The following is a 15,115-nucleotide window of genomic DNA, read 5'->3' on the forward strand; positions in this document are numbered from 1 at the left end:
AACATGCGCTGCCCTTCGGGTTCTGCCTAGGGGCGATAAACTCTTTGTTGCCTACATGGATGTTGGTAAGGGGCGTGAGCAGGACGCGGAAGCTTTGCTCGGTTTTTACCTATTCTTACATGGATGTAAGTCATTAGAATAACGCAGGAGTAGTTATCGAGCCCACTAGGTTACAAACCTCGCGCCGCGATTAAATCGCCCCTAGGTTGAACAAATTTCAATCCGTAAAGTTCAACACGCCCTAACCTAAATAGCGCTTGGCTTTGTTTTCTTTTACGTTTTGTAAGTCTACCAGCACTAACCCATCAATACAGTTGTTAAAGTCGGGGTCGATACTAAAGCTTAAAAACTTTACGCCACCAGGCTGACACAGTTCGGTATATTGTTTAAATAGGGTGGGAACGTGTGCACCCATATTGGCCAGTACGTGTTTTAATTCTACAAAGTCTTCTTTTATATCATTGCCATTAAAAACAGTTTTACACTGAGTAAGTTGTTGTTCGCTTAATTTAAACTCGTTATTAGGGATGGCGAGGTGCTGCTCTGATTTATAATAATGTTGATAGTAATACACGAGCGTGGCTTTTGCTTGTTCAGGCAAGGCGTTAGAGACGCTAACTGCGCCAAATAAGTAACGATATTGCGGGTAGTTTTTAATAAATGCACCAATACCATACCACAAGTAGTCTAAGCTTTTTCGCCCCCAATACTTAGGTTGCACAAAACTGCGACCAAGCTCTATACCTTGCTCTAAATACGGTTTCATTGCTTGTGTGTAACTAAATAAACTATCGGTGTATAAGCCTTCTCGACCATGTTTATTTATTATTTCCTTTGCACAAGCAAGGCGATACGCCCCCACTAATTCTAATTGCGTAGGATCCCATAGCACTAAGTGTTGATAATCCATATCATATTTGTCGATGTCGCGGCGTTTCCCGCTGCCTTCACCTACCGCTCTAAAGGCAATTTCTCTCAGTCGCCCAAGCTCTCTAAACACCGCTGAGCTCCCAGTATACTGGTATAAATGAATATGCATGCCATCTTGTGTTTTACCTAATATCTGACAACTTTCTATGGCTTTTTTTAGCTCTTTGCGGCACTCGGGTATTGCAATAGGGGTTTGGGTTTTAAGAGGGAGGGGCTTTTTAGTGGTAAGGCGATAAAGTTGCTTGCGAATGAGGTTAACGATTTCTTTATCTTTTAAATTTTCGATTAAATATGATTCAGGCGGAATGGAAGCGCCAATTTCAAACTCTAATGACTTTTGTCGCTGCTTAAACATTTCTTTTACTAATAATAAGCTCGCAAGCGGCTTGTAAATCATTGAGGTGCCATAAAAAAGCGGGCTGTTTTTAGCTTTTATATAAATAGGTAAAATAGGGCTGTTTGCTTTTTTAGCCATGCGTAAAAAGCCACTGTTCCACTTGCAATCTTTAATTCCGGTAGGGCTTAATCGAGAGACTTCGCCGGCAGGAAAAATTAACAAAGCACCTTCATCTTTTAAGTGTTTTTGTATATTACTTAGTTCTTGTTTTTTACTGGTTCCCGATAAATTATCTACTGGCAACAGCAATGAATGCATAGGGGTGACCGACATTAGCATGCGATTGGCAACCACTTTTAAGTCTTGCCTAACGCTTGATAGTACCTTTATCAGTGCAAGTGCGTCGAGCGAGCCTATGGGGTGGTTAGCCACAATAACTAACTTACCTTCGCTGGGTATATTTTCAATTTGCTTTGGTTTGTAGCGGGTATCAAAGTCAAGTTCATCAAGTACTTGTTCAACAAATTCTAGCCCTTGTAGATGAGGGTAAGCATCGCCAAAGGCAACAAACTCTTGTTCATGTAATAAGTAGCCAAGCCCTTTTTTAACTAAACCTTTTACTTTAGGGGAGTTCTCTAACTGTGGTAAGTTTGCTGCTATTACTTTATCAACGCTTATCATATTAACCTCATTTACAATTTGGCCTATTCGCCATCCTGTTTAGAGTAAAAAAAGGGTGTGACATTTACTTTGCAGTAGTGTGACTTTTTAAAGAGTAAATAACCAAGAGTACATTTACCCAGTGAAAAACATAAAATTATTTAAGCTTATTAGGAGTTTACATGTCAGTTTTAGTTGCCATTACAGGGCGTGATAATACAAAGTTAATCGCAAGGCTAACTGAGTTGCTACCAAATGAGACCATTGAGGAATGGCCATCATGTAAAAACCCCAGTAATGTAGAGTTTGTACTCGCCTGGAATGCCCCAAATGACTTGTGGCAACAATTGCCAAATTTAAGAGCCGTTTCTTCATTTGGTGCCGGTGTGGATAGTATTAACCTGTCGCTATTGCATGAGCATATAGATGTGGTGCGTATTGTAGATAAACAACTAGCTGATGATATGGCAGAGTATGTACTAACTCATGTGTTAGCTCAAAAGCTACGCTTACAAGAGTACTTTGTTAAGCAATCGCAAGGTAACTGGAAACCCAAACGTGGTTACAAATATAAGCATGTCGGTATTTTGGGGTTTGGTGAACTCGCAAAAGCATGCGCAGATAAGCTACTTATTAATGGCTTTACGCTAAGCGCATGGTCAAAAACGGCTAAAGAAAGTCAGCATGTTAAGCTATACACTGGAACAGGGCTTGATGAAATGTTACCTCAAATAGATTTTTTAGTGTGTTTATTGCCACTAACTGACGAGACGAAAGGCATCATAAATACACAATTATTAGCAAAGCTTCCCAAACACGCCTGCGTAATAAATGTAGCAAGAGGGCAGCATATTATTGAGTCGGATTTATTATCAGCTTTAGATTCAGATAATCTAAGATCAGCAACCCTAGACGTGTTCACTGAGGAGCCGTTACCGAGTTCACACCCATTTTGGCAGCACACTAAAGTGACTATTACCCCGCATTGTGCAGCAATATCAGATTTAAATAGTGTGGCAGTACAAATAGCAGAGAATGTTGATCGCTTAAATAGGGGGCTTGAGTTAAACAATCGAGTTAATAGAACAAAAGGTTATTAATAGATAACAAATTGGTTTAGAAAACACCTTGTTAACATTTGTAATTTTAATTAATGTAGAATTTAAACACCAAAATAAAAATAATAAGAGTGACGTATGAAATCAAGTCAAGGCGGAGTAAAACTAAGTTTAGTGGTGGTTTCTATTATTGTGTTGGGCGTTTCTGCTTGGTTAAACCAAGCGAGTGCCGATCAATTACCTCAAAGTGGTAACGCACAGTCAACGCAAAGTGAGTAGTTACACTCTTCAGTATGCTCTAAAAAGGGAACTCTTTTTATTCATTCATGGCTAAGCCTGAATGTTCAAGAGTATCCCTCCTTTCATATAACCTTACAATTGCTTTAGCTTGCTTTAATTATCTAGCAACAAGCTAGTTAATAGCGCTTAGCATGGATCTCTCGGTTTTCGTGTTTTTTCTCATCACTTTTTTTAAGTAATACGTAGGTTGCACCACTGCCACCGTGATGTTTGAGGGCGGTATGATAAGCTAAAACTGCGGGTAGCGTCTGTAGCCACTTATTAACATAGCTTTTAAGTATACCGGGCTTCGCTTTATTTTTTATGCCAATACCATGGCGCACTAATACAACACGAATGTTTCGTTGATGGCAATCAGTAATAAAGTTAAATAATGTTGTACGGGCATTTTTAAGTAGCTGGCCATGTAAGTCTAATGTGGCATCAACTTGGTACTTTGCTAAGCGTAAGTTTTTAAAAACAGCGCTTTGTACACCGTCTTTTTTAAAGCTTAATAATGCATGTGGGTCTAATAGTTCTACATGCTCAGTTTGTAAGTAATTTTCATCGTTCGCGAGGCTAAGTTCAGCAGCTTTGCGTTTCTCTTGTTGTGCAAGGGTGACACTGGGATTACTTGCAAGAGGAGTTACAGTATCGTGGTTTATAGGTGTTACATCTTCCATAGAAGATAAAAATAAATCAAAATCAGATAAAGACATAGTAAGACCTAAATGAGGATTAATACGCGGTAAATATTATCTTAGTTCAATCTGTTCCCCAAGCCTTTTAATTTTTTAAATAAAAAAGCCCAGCAAGGCTGGGCTATAAAATATTCTAAGGGGAAATGTTAATTCTGCGTTACATTAAACTGCCCAAACGTATACACTTTGAACAAATAAAACGTATTGATCAACACTAAACTCATATTCGAAATAACACTCGACGACATCAAATCCAAGCTAAAAGTCAAAAATAACAGTCCACACGCACTAATGGCTGCAACGCGCAGTATTGTTATATTATTAATAAAGAATGCACCTAGTCCTAGTGCAAGTAATACAGTGTTTAAAAGCCAATCTAGCTCGTTTAGCATGGTCGTTTCAATAGTTCAGTTGTTGAAAAAAGGAGCGCCATTATGGTGATCTTTTGCACACCTTTCAACCAAGTAATTTTAAATTTTCAGATTAGTTTTTTTAATGCTAAATGTAGCTAGTCAATGCAGCAAAAAAGCCATTATTTTTTATTAGTTGGTACTTTTGACAGCTTTGCGGCACCTTCATATCTGCGCATAAATAAAGGGCATTGCGCTTCTCGTCTAGTTGCGGGTGCAAGTTTGAGTCAAGCAGTGTACGGCCATAACCAAAAACGCCAGGCCAATAAATACTTTCGCTTACTAATCCTAATTTTTTATAGGTGAGCAAAGTTGGTTTTGGAAAAATAATAGCTATAGCAAAAATGATAGCCAACGCAATAAGTAACCCTTTTTTAGACTTTACTGGCTGCTCTGCTGGGGGAGCTATTGGGTTAGCTGAAGATTGCGGTGCTGTTTGCGGCCTATTGCGAGGCTTTTTTACAGGGGGGTTTCTTTTTTGTGGTGTTTTACCAAGCAATGATTGTTTTTTTGTATTGTTTGACATAAAGCAAATCTGGCCTTTTGAGCTTAGGTCTCTATAATAAAATGATTAAATATCTAGTTATATAATAACTTATACAATGCTTTTAGCCTACGAGGAAGATACATGGATACGCAGCTATCAATTTTAATAGTGGATGATGTTAGCACAGTGCGTAGTTTTTTGAGCCAAACGCTCATGCACTTAGGAATAGAAAACGTTAAAGAGGCTTCAACGGCTAAACAGTGTATTAGCGAATGCCAGGCTGCTAATTACAATATGATTTTTTTAGATATAGAACTGCCTGATGGTGATGGTAAAGAGTTAATCGCGCAAATTAATAATATTAACCCTGAGACTAATGTGGTGATGGTGTCGGCCCATTCAGCAGTAGAAAACGTGAAAGAAGCCATTGATAAAGGTGCTAAAGGGTTTGTAGTAAAGCCATTTACACCTAAAAAAATAGCAGCCATGTTGAAAAAGTTTTATCCCGATCTAGAAAGCGTTTAGTCATTTTTTAAGGACTAAACTGTAGACATAAAAAAACCGGCCTAAGCCGGTTTTTTAATCATAAAACAAATTATAGCGCTTTAATTTTAGCTGCTAAACGGCTCTTATGACGAGCTGCTTTGTTTTTATGAATTAGACCCTTAGTTGCGTAACGGTCTAGGATAGGTGTAGCAACAGAGAAAGCTTGCTGTGCAGCTTCTTTATCGCCAGCTTCAATAGCAGCGGTTACTTTTTTGAAGTAAGTACGCATCATTGAACGACGGCTTGCGTTGTGCTGACGGTTTTTTTCGCTAGTGATAGCGCGTTTTTTTGCAGACTTGATGTTAGCCAAGGTTTGCTCCTAACAATCTTAAATAAAGCTTAAATTAAAGGCCGTGGAATATGCCTGTTTTTATCATGAATGTCAATGTAAATTTAACAATTCAAGAAAAACTGCTCCTTATAACGAACATCAATTTGCCGCTTCAGCAGTTAATATCGCTATTGTAACAAAGCACAGACGCCCAGCCTAGTGCTTTAAAGCGATTTATAAAAAAGACTGTGGCATAATTGCCTCAATTAAAGGTTTTTAAGTAGGTTTAAGGTGTCAAAAGGATTATTTCGCTCCGGTATGATTGTAAGTGCTATGACAATGATATCGCGTATTTTAGGGTTAGTACGAGATGCCGTTGTTGCAAACTTATTAGGTGCAAGTGCTGCTGCCGATGTTTTTTTATTTGCTAACCGTATTCCCAATTTTTTACGACGTCTATTTGCAGAGGGGGCTTTTGCTCAGGCTTTTGTGCCTGTACTTAGCGAAATTAAAGAAGACCATGGTGATGATAAAGTTAAGTTATTTGTAGCACAAGCGGCTGGTACGCTGGGCACTATTTTACTGTGCGTAACTATTTTTGGCGTTGTTGCCTCACCTGTTATTGCCGCGTTGTTTGGAACCGGCTGGTTTATTGATTGGTGGCAAGGAGGACCCAATGCAGAAAAATTTGTGCTGGCAAGCTCATTACTAAAATTAACCTTTCCGTATTTGCTATTTGTAAGTTTAGTGGCACTTAGCGGTGCAGTAATGAATGTATATAATCGCTTTGCAGTGGCTGCTTTTACGCCCGTATTACTTAATGTTTCTATTATTACCTGCGCTATTTTATTGCACGACAAATTTAGCGTTGGGGCATATGCGTTAGCCGTTGGTGTATTTGTGGGTGGGGTGGTGCAATTGTTGTTTCAGTTACCATTTTTATACCGCGCAAAAATGTTGGCGCGCCCGCGCTGGGCTTGGCAAGATGAAAACGTTAAAAAAGTGCGTAAGCTTATGTTGCCGGCCTTATTTGGTGTGTCGATAAGCCAAATTAATCTTCTGCTCGATACTATGATTGCCTCGTTATTAATGACGGGGTCTATCGCATGGCTTTATTACTCGGATAGATTAATTGAGTTTCCACTTGGTTTATTTGGTATTGGTATTGCCACTGTTATTTTACCTGCACTTTCTAAATTACATAGCAGTAAAAAACGCAGCGATTTTCAGCATACGCTGGATTGGGGAGTGCGTTTTGTCATCTTTTTAGGCATACCCGCTATGGTCGGGTTAATGATTATAAGCCCGCTTATTATTACTGTGCTGTTTGATCATGGCGCATTTAAGGAGGCGGATGTTGATCATGTCAAAGCGGTAAGTTTAGGGGTGGTCGCCTACTCGGTAGGGTTAGTTAGCTTTATGCTTATTAAAGTCTTAGCGCCGGGTTTTTACTCGCGCCAGGATACTAAAACGCCTGTGCGCATTGGAATTATTACGTTGGTACTTAATATGGTATTCAATATAATGTTAGCCCCATTTATTGGGTATTTGGGGCTTGCTTTAGCAACGTCTATGTCGGCCAGCTGCAATGCCTTTTTACTTTACAGGCAACTTAAAAAAGAAAACGTGTATCAGTTTTCTGCTATGAGCCTACGCTTTACCATAAAATGTATAGTGGCAAGCTTAGCCATGGGCGCGCTAACTTGGTATGTCAGTAGCCGTTATTATTGGGCTACATGGCACTTTCATGAGCAAATAATGTTGTTAATTGTACTGTTACTGGTTGCTGCAATAAGTTACTTTGCAGTGCTGTTTTTACTTGGCGTAAGACTAAATACGATAAAAAGTGTAGCAACTACTGAATCAAACTAAAAAAAAGATTATAATCGGCAGCCCTGTGGTTTTGAACAATTTTAAACTCGTTAATAATACTCGCTGAAAAAGGCATTAGGTGGCATGGAGTTAATTAGAGGTATACACAATATTCGAGCGCAACATTATGGTTGCGTATTGACTATTGGTAATTTTGACGGTGTGCATTTAGGCCATGGTGAAGTGTTAAAAGGGCTGTTAGCGGATGCCAAAGCACATAACTTACCCAGTACGGTGATGTTATTTGAGCCACAGCCGCAAGAGTTTTTCGCCAAAAATAATGCACCTGCTCGACTTACTCGGTTACGCGATAAACTTAAGCTGCTTAGTAACTTAGGTATTGAGCGCGTTATTTGTATTAGCTTTAATCAACAATTTGCCAATATGCACGCTGAGCAATTTGTTAGCGATATTTTAATTAAAAAGCTAGGTGTAAAAGCATTAACAGTAGGCGATGATTTTAAATTTGGTAAACAGCGCCAAGGGGATTTTAATTTACTGCGCAGTATGGGCAAACAAGCGGGCATGGATGTAAAAAGCACCGCGAGTTTTCGCCAATTAAATGCTAGAGTAAGCAGCACACTAATACGTGAAGCATTAGCCGCAGGCGACTTAGAAAATGCTAAGTTAATGCTAGGGCATAACTATGCTATTTCAGGGCGTGTAATACATGGTTGGAAAAGAGGGCGAGAGCTTGGTTTTCGAACTGCAAATATAGCGCTTAAACGCCAAGTTTGCCCTGTAAATGGGGTGTTTGCTGTAAAAGCTAATATTGCCGGTAAGCAGGTTTATGGGGTAGCCAATATTGGTAATAAGCCCACTTTTAATGGAACGCGTGCTTTGTTAGAAGTTCACCTTTTTGACTTTGCACACGATATATATGGACAGTTTATGCACGTGGAGTTAATTGAAAAACTTCGCGATGAGAAAAAATTCGAGACATTAACACAGTTAACGGCACAAATAGCAACCGATGTTGCCGCCGCAAAACAGTGTTTTGGTTTAAATTAGGTAGCCGATAGATACGGAAAGTAGGATTAATGAGCGACTACAAACATACTTTGAATTTACCGGAAACACAGTTTCCAATGCGTGGCAATTTGGCACAACGTGAACCAAAAATGCTTAAAGCATGGTATGAAGACGACCTGTACGGTCAAATTCGCAGCGCTAAAAAAGGTAAAAAAACCTTTATTTTGCATGACGGTCCTCCGTATGCAAACGGCGATATCCATTTAGGCCACTCAGTAAATAAAATTTTAAAAGACATTATTGTAAAGTCTAAAACTTTATCTGACTTTGATGCCCCTTACGTGCCTGGTTGGGATTGTCATGGCTTGCCGATTGAGTTAATGGTTGAGAAAAAAGTAGGCAAGCCTGGTGTTAAAGTAACCGCGAGCGAGTTTCGTGAAAAATGCCGTGCTTACGCTAAAAAGCAAGTTGAAGGTCAAAAAGTAGACTTTAAACGCTTAGGTGTGTTTGGCGATTGGGACAAACCTTACCTAACAATGAACTATGACTTTGAAGCAAACGCCATTCGCGTGCTTGGCCGTATTATTAAAAATGGCCACCTTCATAAAGGTGCAAAGCCTGTGCATTGGTGTACAGACTGTGGCTCTGCACTTGCAGAGGCAGAAGTTGAGTACCAAGATAAGCAATCACCAGCAATCGATGTGCGCTTTACATTTGCCGATCAAGATGCGGTTGTTAATGCCTTTGATTTAGCCGATGGCCATAAAGGTCAAGGCAGTGTTGGTACTGTTATTTGGACTACAACACCGTGGACCTTACCCGCTAACCGTGCCGTAGCTGTGCATGCAGATTTAGAGTACGCCTTAGTACAAGTCGATGATGAAGGCTCACAGCAACGCTTAATTTTAGGCTCAGAGCTTGTTAAAGATGCAATGGACCGTTACGGGTTTAATCATTTCCACGTACTAGGTTATGTTAAAGGTGCAGCACTAGAGAATTTACAGGTTGCTCACCCATTTTACGATTTTGATGTACCGGTCATTGTAGCAGATCACGTTACTACTGAATCAGGTACGGGTGTGGTTCATACTGCGCCAGGTCATGGCCAAGAAGATTTCGCGGCAGGCTTAAATTACAATCTTGAAGTAGCAAATCCTGTAGGCGCTAATGGTGTTTACCTACCTGATACAGAATTATTTGCAGGTCAGCACGTATTTAAAGCAAACGCCAGTGTAATTGATGTATTAACAGAGCGTGGTGCCTTAATGCACCATCATGCGCTTACGCATAGCTACCCGCATTGCTGGCGCCACAAAACACCTATTATTTTCCGTGCTACACCGCAGTGGTTTGTAAGCATGGATCAGGCTAACTTACGCCAAGACTCGTTAAGCGAAATTAAAAACACTCAATGGTTGCCAGAGTGGGGCGAAAGCCGCATTGCAAACATGGTTGAAGGTCGCCCAGATTGGTGTATTTCTCGTCAACGTACTTGGGGTGTGCCAATTGCTTTATTTGTTGATAAAGACACCGGTGCTTTACACCCAAATACGCAAGAACTGATAGAACAAGCTGCAGAACTAGTAGAAAAGTCAGGCATTCAAGCGTGGTATGACCTAGAGCCTGCCACCTTGTTAGGCGAAGACGATGCCAAGCAATACATGAAAGTACAAGATACGTTAGATGTATGGTTTGATTCGGGCGTAACACATGCCTGTGTTGTTGATGCACGTGAAGAGTTAGTTGGCCCAGCTGATTTATACCTAGAAGGCTCTGATCAGCACCGTGGTTGGTTTATGTCATCAATGATGACCTCAGTTGCTATTAACGGTCACGCTCCTTACAAGCAAGTACTAACGCATGGCTTTACCGTAGATGAAAACGGCCGCAAAATGTCAAAATCATTAGGTAACGTTATTTCACCACAAAATGTGATGAACAAACTTGGCGCTGACATTTTACGTTTATGGGTTGCTTCAACCGATTACACGGCAGAAATGACCGTATCGGATGAAATATTTAAACGCTCTGCCGATCGCTACCGTCGTATTCGTAACACAAGCCGTTACTTATTAGCTAACTTAAGTGGTTTTGATCCTAAAACAGACCAAGTTGCTGTTGATGACATGGTTGAGCTTGATAAGTGGATTGTTGGCCGTGCAGCCCAATTACAAGAAGAAATTTTAGCAGCCTACGATAGCTACCAAATGCTATTAGTAACGCAAAAGCTAATGAACTTCTGTACAGGTGAGTTGGGTTCATTCTACTTAGATGTAATTAAAGACCGCCAGTACACAGCAAAAAGCGACAGTCACGCACGTCGTTCTTGTCAAACTGCGCTTTACCACATTGCAGAAGCAATGACGCGCTGGATGGCACCAATTATGAGCTTTACAGCGCAAGAAATTTGGGAAGCATTACCGGGCGAGCGTAGCGATTACGTATTTACATCGGTATGGTACGACGGTTTACATGCACCGACAAACAGCCAATTTAGCAACGATGACTGGCAAGCGATTCTAAATGTACGTGACGAAGTAAACCGCGTACTAGAAGCAGCCCGTAAAGAAGAAGTGATTGGCGCAACGCTGCAAGCAAGTGTTAACTTATATGCCGAAAAATCATTGGCTGATAAGTTAGCTGCATTAGGTGATGAGCTACGTTTTGTATTACTAACCTCTGCGGTTACTGTATCTGCAGTAGATAGCCAGCCAAGTGATACACAAACAACCGAAATTGAAGGTTTATACATTAGCGTAGCAGCCACAGATGCAACTAAATGTGAGCGTTGTTGGCATTACAGCGACGATGTAGGCTCTGAGCCTGCACATCCTGAAATTTGTGGTCGTTGTGTAAGCAATGTTGACGGCGAAGGTGAAAAGCGTCAATTCGCTTAGGAGTTTTACTCAGTGAGCAAACTAGCCCAAAAAAGTGGTTTAGTGTGGCTTTGGTTAAGTCTATTACTGCTTGTAATAGACTTTGCCACTAAAACACTTGTTGTAAATACCATGGCTTATCAAGAGTCGATTAATTTACTGCCTGTTTTTAGTATTACCTACGTACATAACTATGGAGCGGCCTACAGTTTTTTAAGTGAAGCTGGTGGCTGGCAACGTTGGTTTTTAAGTTTTATTGCCATTGCTATTAGCGCGCTATTAGTATGGTGGTTAAAGCGCTTACCAGCGACAAATAAAATATTATGTAGTGCTTATGCGTTAGTACTTGCTGGCGCTATTGGTAATTTGTATGACCGCGTTGCTTATGGTTATGTAATTGACTTTATACATGTGTTTTATAAAAACTCGCATTTTCCAGTATTTAATATTGCCGACTGTGCAATTTGTATTGGTGCCGCATTATTATTATTTGATGCCTTTACAGGCGAAAGTCCGAAGGAGCATAAAGCATGAGCCAAGCTGTAATTGGTGAAAACTCAGAGGTTATTTTTCACTTTTCTATTAAACTAGAAGATGGCTCTGCCGCAGACTCAACAAAGGTGCATAATAAACCAGCCAAGTTAACGATGGGTGATGGCAGCTTAACGGCTAATTTTGAAAAGTGTTTGCTCGGTTTAAGCGCAGGCGAAAGCAAAACGTTTGAGCTAGAACCAGAAGATGCATTTGGCCAACCTAATCCAGATAATATTTACTATGTAGAACGCAGCAAATTTGGTGCAGAAACGCCAGCTAAAGTCGGCGCAATTATTGCCTTTACTCAGCCAGATGGTACTGAGCTGCCAGGACTGGTACGCGAAGTACAAGGTGAGTCGGTTACTATCGATTTTAATCACCCGTTAGCGGGCCAACGCTTAACGTTTGAAGTAGATATTATTGAGGTGCAAGGCTAATGGATATTTTATTAGCGAATCCGCGAGGCTTTTGTGCAGGGGTAGATCGTGCAATTAGCATAGTAGAGCGCGCTTTAGATATTTTTGAAAAGCCAATTTACGTACGCCACGAGGTAGTGCATAACCGCTACGTAGTAGATGGTTTAAAAAACCGTGGTGCCGTATTTGTTGAAGAGCTAGACCAAGTACCTGATGACAGCATTGTTATTTTTAGCGCCCACGGTGTATCGCAAGCGGTACGCTCAGAAGCTAAACGCCGCGATTTAAAAGTATTTGATGCAACATGCCCATTAGTTACTAAAGTGCATATGGAAGTAACACGTGCGAGCCGCAAAGGTATTGAATGTATTTTAATTGGTCACCATGGTCACCCAGAGGTTGAGGGGACTATGGGACAGTATGACAACAACGACGGTGGTATTTACCTTGTAGAGACCGCAGAAGATGTTGCCAAACTTAACGTTAAAAATGCTGATAACCTATTTTATTGCAGCCAAACAACGCTCTCAGTAGATGACACTGCAGATGTAATTGATGCGCTGCGCGAAAAATTCCCAGCAATTGATGGCCCGCGTAAAGATGACATTTGCTATGCCACACAAAACCGACAAGATGCGGTGCGTGATTTAGCAGATAAAGTTGATGTGCTTTTAGTTGTGGGAGCAAAAAACAGCTCTAACTCTAATCGTTTACGTGAACTTGCAGATAAAATGGGCACAACCGCTTATTTAATCGATGATGCAACAAATGTTGAAGCACAGTGGTTTGCTAACACGAGCGCTGTGGGAGTAACTGCGGGGGCTTCTGCGCCAGAAGTGCTTGTTCAACAAGTTATTGCGCGCTTAAAAGAGCTTGGCGGTACGCAGGTAGTTGAAAACCCAGGTGAAGAAGAGAATATCGTATTTGCCGTTCCTGTTGAGCTGCGTTAATCTATATAAATTAATTATTTAGATTACAAGGAGAGCCGTTATGAGCAAGTTGCCGCAAGGTGAAACATTGCTTTTTTCGGCTCTTTTTAATGAGCGAGGGGTACTTGCCACGCTTATTGTTACCCAAGTTGTTGCTACCATCTTAGCATTTTCTCCTTTTGTTGAGGGGGATAGCTGGCAAAGCCTTGGCGTAATTAGTTTATTTTCTCATATGACCGTGCTGGTCAGCATTTCTGCTTTATACTCTTTTCAGCGTGTTTTACAAAAAAAGCCGCAAACCACTCAACTTTTTGCTTTTTTTATTTCCTTTTTAGTCAGTACCGCTTTATTCAGTGCGCTGTGTGCCCGCTACTTTTTAGATATTGCAAATAATGAAACGAGTATTTATTTTGTACTACGAAACTGCTTAATTGTTTTTTTGATTACGGCTTTATTTGTACAGTTTTTACTGATTTATTTTGAAAAAGAGCAGCAAACAAAAGCGCTTTCGCGCGCAGAGCTTGACGCTTTACAAGCCCGAATACGCCCACATTTTTTGTACAATAGCTTGAATACCGCCGCTGAGCTAACACACCACGATGCCGATGCTGCAGAGCAAGCAATTCTTGCGCTTGCAGCGTTATCGCAAGCAGCTATGCGTTCAGGGCAACGCGTTTCTCTCGAGGATGAGCTGACCTTATCAAAACAATATGTTGCGCTGGAAACATGGCGCTTTGGCAGCCGCTTAGAGGTTAACTGGCAACTGCCTGCTGACTTGCCCGATATTAGTATTCCGTGCTTAACCCTTCAGCCGTTAATAGAAAATGCGGTGTGCCACGGGGTAGAGCCCAGTGAAACAGGGGCTGTTATTAATGTAGAACTGCATGTAACAACGGGATACTTAACATTGATTGTTTCCAATCCGATTACTCATACTGAGGCGTTAACAAGACCAAATAACGGTATGGCGCTTGAAAATATTCGCCAGCGATTGTTTATATATTACAAAGAAAAAGCACAGCTTTCAGTCACGCACAAAGAAAATGTGTTTAGAGTAAAAGTGGTGATCCCTAAACAGTTTGAGAATACCTAATGAATGTTGTAATTATTGATGATGAGCCACTTGCTCGCGCTAGAATAAAACGTTTACTGCAGCACAATGAGCATATTTTAGTACAGGGTGAAGGGGATAATGGCGCACAGGGGCTTGCCCTTATCAAGCAGGTTCAACCCGATTTGGTGTTTTTAGATATAGATATGCCCGGGATCAATGGTTTAGAAGTGGCACAGCAGCTCAATACTTTAAGTGTGCCACCAGCGATAGTATTTGTGACAGCCTATCCAGAGCATGCACTTGATGCATTACAGCTCAGTGCAGCAGGCTACTTAGTAAAACCAGTCACTGAGCAAGCATTAGATAAAGTATTAGCACAGGTAGGGCGTTTAAATAAAGCACATATGCAAACGCAGCAGTCTACAAAAATTAGTTATCAGCTTGGCGGTACGATTAAAAGTATTGAACTTGATCTCGTATATTATTTTAATGCTCAAGAAAAATACACCAATATGGTATTTGAAGGGGGCGAGGCGCTAATTGAGCAAAGCTTAAAGCAACTTGAGCAGCGCTTCCCAACGCAATTATTGCGTATTCACAGAAATACACTGATAAATAAGCAAAGGCTTGTTGCCTTACACACCCTAAATTCAGGTGTACATAGTGTAGAACTCGCTGGGTGTAAGGAGCAATTAAACGTGAGTAGGCGAGAGCTAAAAACAGTAAAAAGTATATTACAGTAGTTTTGTTTACCGTTTATCAACAAATTTAACCGTTTATCCT

The 15,115-nt window shown here is 40.7% G+C and carries 16 protein-coding genes; 11 read left to right on the forward strand and 5 right to left on the reverse strand.

Annotated elements, in window-relative coordinates; translation table 11 throughout:
* Positions 1 to 241: 241 nt before the first annotated feature.
* On the reverse strand, positions 242 to 1,948 hold the full coding sequence (gene olsF / locus CWC16_RS05880; RefSeq protein WP_138540853.1) for a bifunctional ornithine lipid synthase OlsF: 1,707 nt from the start codon (positions 1,946 to 1,948) through the stop codon (positions 242 to 244).
* A 161-nt stretch (positions 1,949 to 2,109) separates the two neighbouring features.
* Here olsF and CWC16_RS05885 point away from each other — a divergent pair, with 161 nt between their 5' ends.
* Positions 2,110 to 3,027 carry a 2-hydroxyacid dehydrogenase gene (locus tag CWC16_RS05885; RefSeq protein ID WP_138540854.1) on the forward strand — a complete coding sequence of 306 codons (918 nt, stop codon included), beginning with the start codon at positions 2,110 to 2,112 and terminating at the stop codon, positions 3,025 to 3,027.
* Positions 3,028 to 3,123: 96 nt separating this feature from the next.
* Complete coding sequence (locus tag CWC16_RS19845) at positions 3,124 to 3,264, forward strand: hypothetical protein (RefSeq protein WP_162838342.1); 141 nt, start codon at positions 3,124 to 3,126, stop codon at positions 3,262 to 3,264.
* 137 nt (positions 3,265 to 3,401) lie between these two features.
* Here the strand turns inward: CWC16_RS19845 and smrA are convergent, their stop codons facing one another.
* The 3 genes from smrA to CWC16_RS05900 form a co-directional block, all read right to left on the reverse strand.
* Positions 3,402 to 3,983, reverse strand: coding sequence for a DNA endonuclease SmrA (gene smrA / locus CWC16_RS05890; RefSeq protein WP_138540855.1), 582 nt, complete (start codon positions 3,981 to 3,983; stop codon positions 3,402 to 3,404).
* Between the two features lie 128 nt (positions 3,984 to 4,111).
* Positions 4,112 to 4,357 carry a hypothetical protein gene (locus CWC16_RS20220; protein WP_138540856.1) on the reverse strand — a complete coding sequence of 82 codons (246 nt, stop codon included), beginning with the start codon at positions 4,355 to 4,357 and terminating at the stop codon, positions 4,112 to 4,114.
* A gap of 106 nt (positions 4,358 to 4,463) precedes the next feature.
* The gene (locus CWC16_RS05900) at positions 4,464 to 4,901 is read right to left on the reverse strand and encodes a hypothetical protein (RefSeq protein WP_138540857.1); all 438 of its coding nucleotides are present in this window, start codon (positions 4,899 to 4,901) and stop codon (positions 4,464 to 4,466) included.
* 102 nt (positions 4,902 to 5,003) lie between these two features.
* Here CWC16_RS05900 and CWC16_RS05905 point away from each other — a divergent pair, with 102 nt between their 5' ends.
* The gene (locus tag CWC16_RS05905) at positions 5,004 to 5,387 is read left to right on the forward strand and encodes a response regulator (protein WP_055015832.1); all 384 of its coding nucleotides are present in this window, start codon (positions 5,004 to 5,006) and stop codon (positions 5,385 to 5,387) included.
* Positions 5,388 to 5,457: 70 nt separating this feature from the next.
* Here the strand turns inward: CWC16_RS05905 and rpsT are convergent, their stop codons facing one another.
* Entirely contained in the window at positions 5,458 to 5,718 is a 261-nt protein-coding gene (gene rpsT, locus CWC16_RS05910) for a 30S ribosomal protein S20 (protein WP_004588355.1), read from the reverse strand.
* Positions 5,719 to 6,012: 294 nt separating this feature from the next.
* Between rpsT and murJ the strand changes: the two genes are divergently transcribed.
* The 8 genes from murJ to CWC16_RS05950 all read left to right on the forward strand — a co-directional run bounded on the left by murJ (position 6,013) and on the right by CWC16_RS05950 (position 15,075).
* On the forward strand, positions 6,013 to 7,551 hold the full coding sequence (gene murJ, locus CWC16_RS05915; protein WP_502705071.1) for a murein biosynthesis integral membrane protein MurJ: 1,539 nt from the start codon (positions 6,013 to 6,015) through the stop codon (positions 7,549 to 7,551).
* Positions 7,552 to 7,635: 84 nt separating this feature from the next.
* Positions 7,636 to 8,562 carry a bifunctional riboflavin kinase/FAD synthetase gene (gene ribF, locus CWC16_RS05920; protein WP_055018089.1) on the forward strand — a complete coding sequence of 309 codons (927 nt, stop codon included), beginning with the start codon at positions 7,636 to 7,638 and terminating at the stop codon, positions 8,560 to 8,562.
* Positions 8,563 to 8,591: 29 nt separating this feature from the next.
* Positions 8,592 to 11,420 carry an isoleucine--tRNA ligase gene (gene ileS / locus CWC16_RS05925; RefSeq protein WP_138540858.1) on the forward strand — a complete coding sequence of 943 codons (2,829 nt, stop codon included), beginning with the start codon at positions 8,592 to 8,594 and terminating at the stop codon, positions 11,418 to 11,420.
* Between the two features lie 12 nt (positions 11,421 to 11,432).
* Complete coding sequence (gene lspA, locus CWC16_RS05930) at positions 11,433 to 11,933, forward strand: signal peptidase II (protein WP_004588359.1); 501 nt, start codon at positions 11,433 to 11,435, stop codon at positions 11,931 to 11,933.
* A complete protein-coding gene (fkpB, locus tag CWC16_RS05935; RefSeq protein ID WP_004588360.1) occupies positions 11,930 to 12,370 on the forward strand; it encodes an FKBP-type peptidyl-prolyl cis-trans isomerase in 441 nt (146 codons plus the stop codon). The genes lspA and fkpB overlap by 4 nt, the downstream gene beginning before the upstream one ends.
* Positions 12,370 to 13,299: a 4-hydroxy-3-methylbut-2-enyl diphosphate reductase gene (gene ispH, locus CWC16_RS05940; RefSeq protein WP_055015829.1), complete on the forward strand. Its 930-nt coding sequence runs from the start codon at positions 12,370 to 12,372 to the stop codon at positions 13,297 to 13,299. The genes fkpB and ispH overlap by 1 nt, the downstream gene beginning before the upstream one ends.
* Positions 13,300 to 13,339: 40 nt before the next feature.
* Positions 13,340 to 14,371: a sensor histidine kinase gene (locus tag CWC16_RS05945; RefSeq protein ID WP_138540859.1), complete on the forward strand. Its 1,032-nt coding sequence runs from the start codon at positions 13,340 to 13,342 to the stop codon at positions 14,369 to 14,371.
* Positions 14,371 to 15,075 (forward strand): LytR/AlgR family response regulator transcription factor, encoded by a 705-nt coding sequence (locus CWC16_RS05950; protein WP_055019483.1) that lies wholly within the window; start codon positions 14,371 to 14,373, stop codon positions 15,073 to 15,075. The genes CWC16_RS05945 and CWC16_RS05950 overlap by 1 nt, the downstream gene beginning before the upstream one ends.
* Positions 15,076 to 15,115 lie beyond the last annotated feature (40 nt).

The sequence above is a fragment of the Pseudoalteromonas sp. S3776 genome, from assembly GCF_005886915.1.
Taxonomy (GTDB): domain Bacteria; phylum Pseudomonadota; class Gammaproteobacteria; order Enterobacterales; family Alteromonadaceae; genus Pseudoalteromonas.

What these genes read in the sequence shown, in the direction of transcription:
- ribF (WP_055018089.1), top strand. Translation starts at nt 7,636, where the DNA reads ATGGAGTTAATTAGAGGTATACACAATATTCGAGCGCAACATTATGGT.
- CWC16_RS05905 (WP_055015832.1), top strand. Translation starts at nt 5,004, where the DNA reads ATGGATACGCAGCTATCAATTTTAATAGTGGATGATGTTAGCACAGTG.
- CWC16_RS05900 (WP_138540857.1), bottom strand. Translation starts at nt 4,901, where the DNA reads ATGTCAAACAATACAAAAAAACAATCATTGCTTGGTAAAACACCACAA.
- CWC16_RS20220 (WP_138540856.1), bottom strand. Translation starts at nt 4,357, where the DNA reads ATGCTAAACGAGCTAGATTGGCTTTTAAACACTGTATTACTTGCACTA.
- CWC16_RS05950 (WP_055019483.1), top strand. Translation starts at nt 14,371, where the DNA reads ATGAATGTTGTAATTATTGATGATGAGCCACTTGCTCGCGCTAGAATA.
- murJ (WP_502705071.1), top strand. Translation starts at nt 6,013, where the DNA reads ATGACAATGATATCGCGTATTTTAGGGTTAGTACGAGATGCCGTTGTT.
- CWC16_RS05945 (WP_138540859.1), top strand. Translation starts at nt 13,340, where the DNA reads ATGAGCAAGTTGCCGCAAGGTGAAACATTGCTTTTTTCGGCTCTTTTT.
- smrA (WP_138540855.1), bottom strand. Translation starts at nt 3,983, where the DNA reads ATGTCTTTATCTGATTTTGATTTATTTTTATCTTCTATGGAAGATGTA.
- olsF (WP_138540853.1), bottom strand. Translation starts at nt 1,948, where the DNA reads ATGATAAGCGTTGATAAAGTAATAGCAGCAAACTTACCACAGTTAGAG.
- CWC16_RS19845 (WP_162838342.1), top strand. Translation starts at nt 3,124, where the DNA reads ATGAAATCAAGTCAAGGCGGAGTAAAACTAAGTTTAGTGGTGGTTTCT.
- ileS (WP_138540858.1), top strand. Translation starts at nt 8,592, where the DNA reads ATGAGCGACTACAAACATACTTTGAATTTACCGGAAACACAGTTTCCA.
- CWC16_RS05885 (WP_138540854.1), top strand. Translation starts at nt 2,110, where the DNA reads ATGTCAGTTTTAGTTGCCATTACAGGGCGTGATAATACAAAGTTAATC.
- fkpB (WP_004588360.1), top strand. Translation starts at nt 11,930, where the DNA reads ATGAGCCAAGCTGTAATTGGTGAAAACTCAGAGGTTATTTTTCACTTT.
- ispH (WP_055015829.1), top strand. Translation starts at nt 12,370, where the DNA reads ATGGATATTTTATTAGCGAATCCGCGAGGCTTTTGTGCAGGGGTAGAT.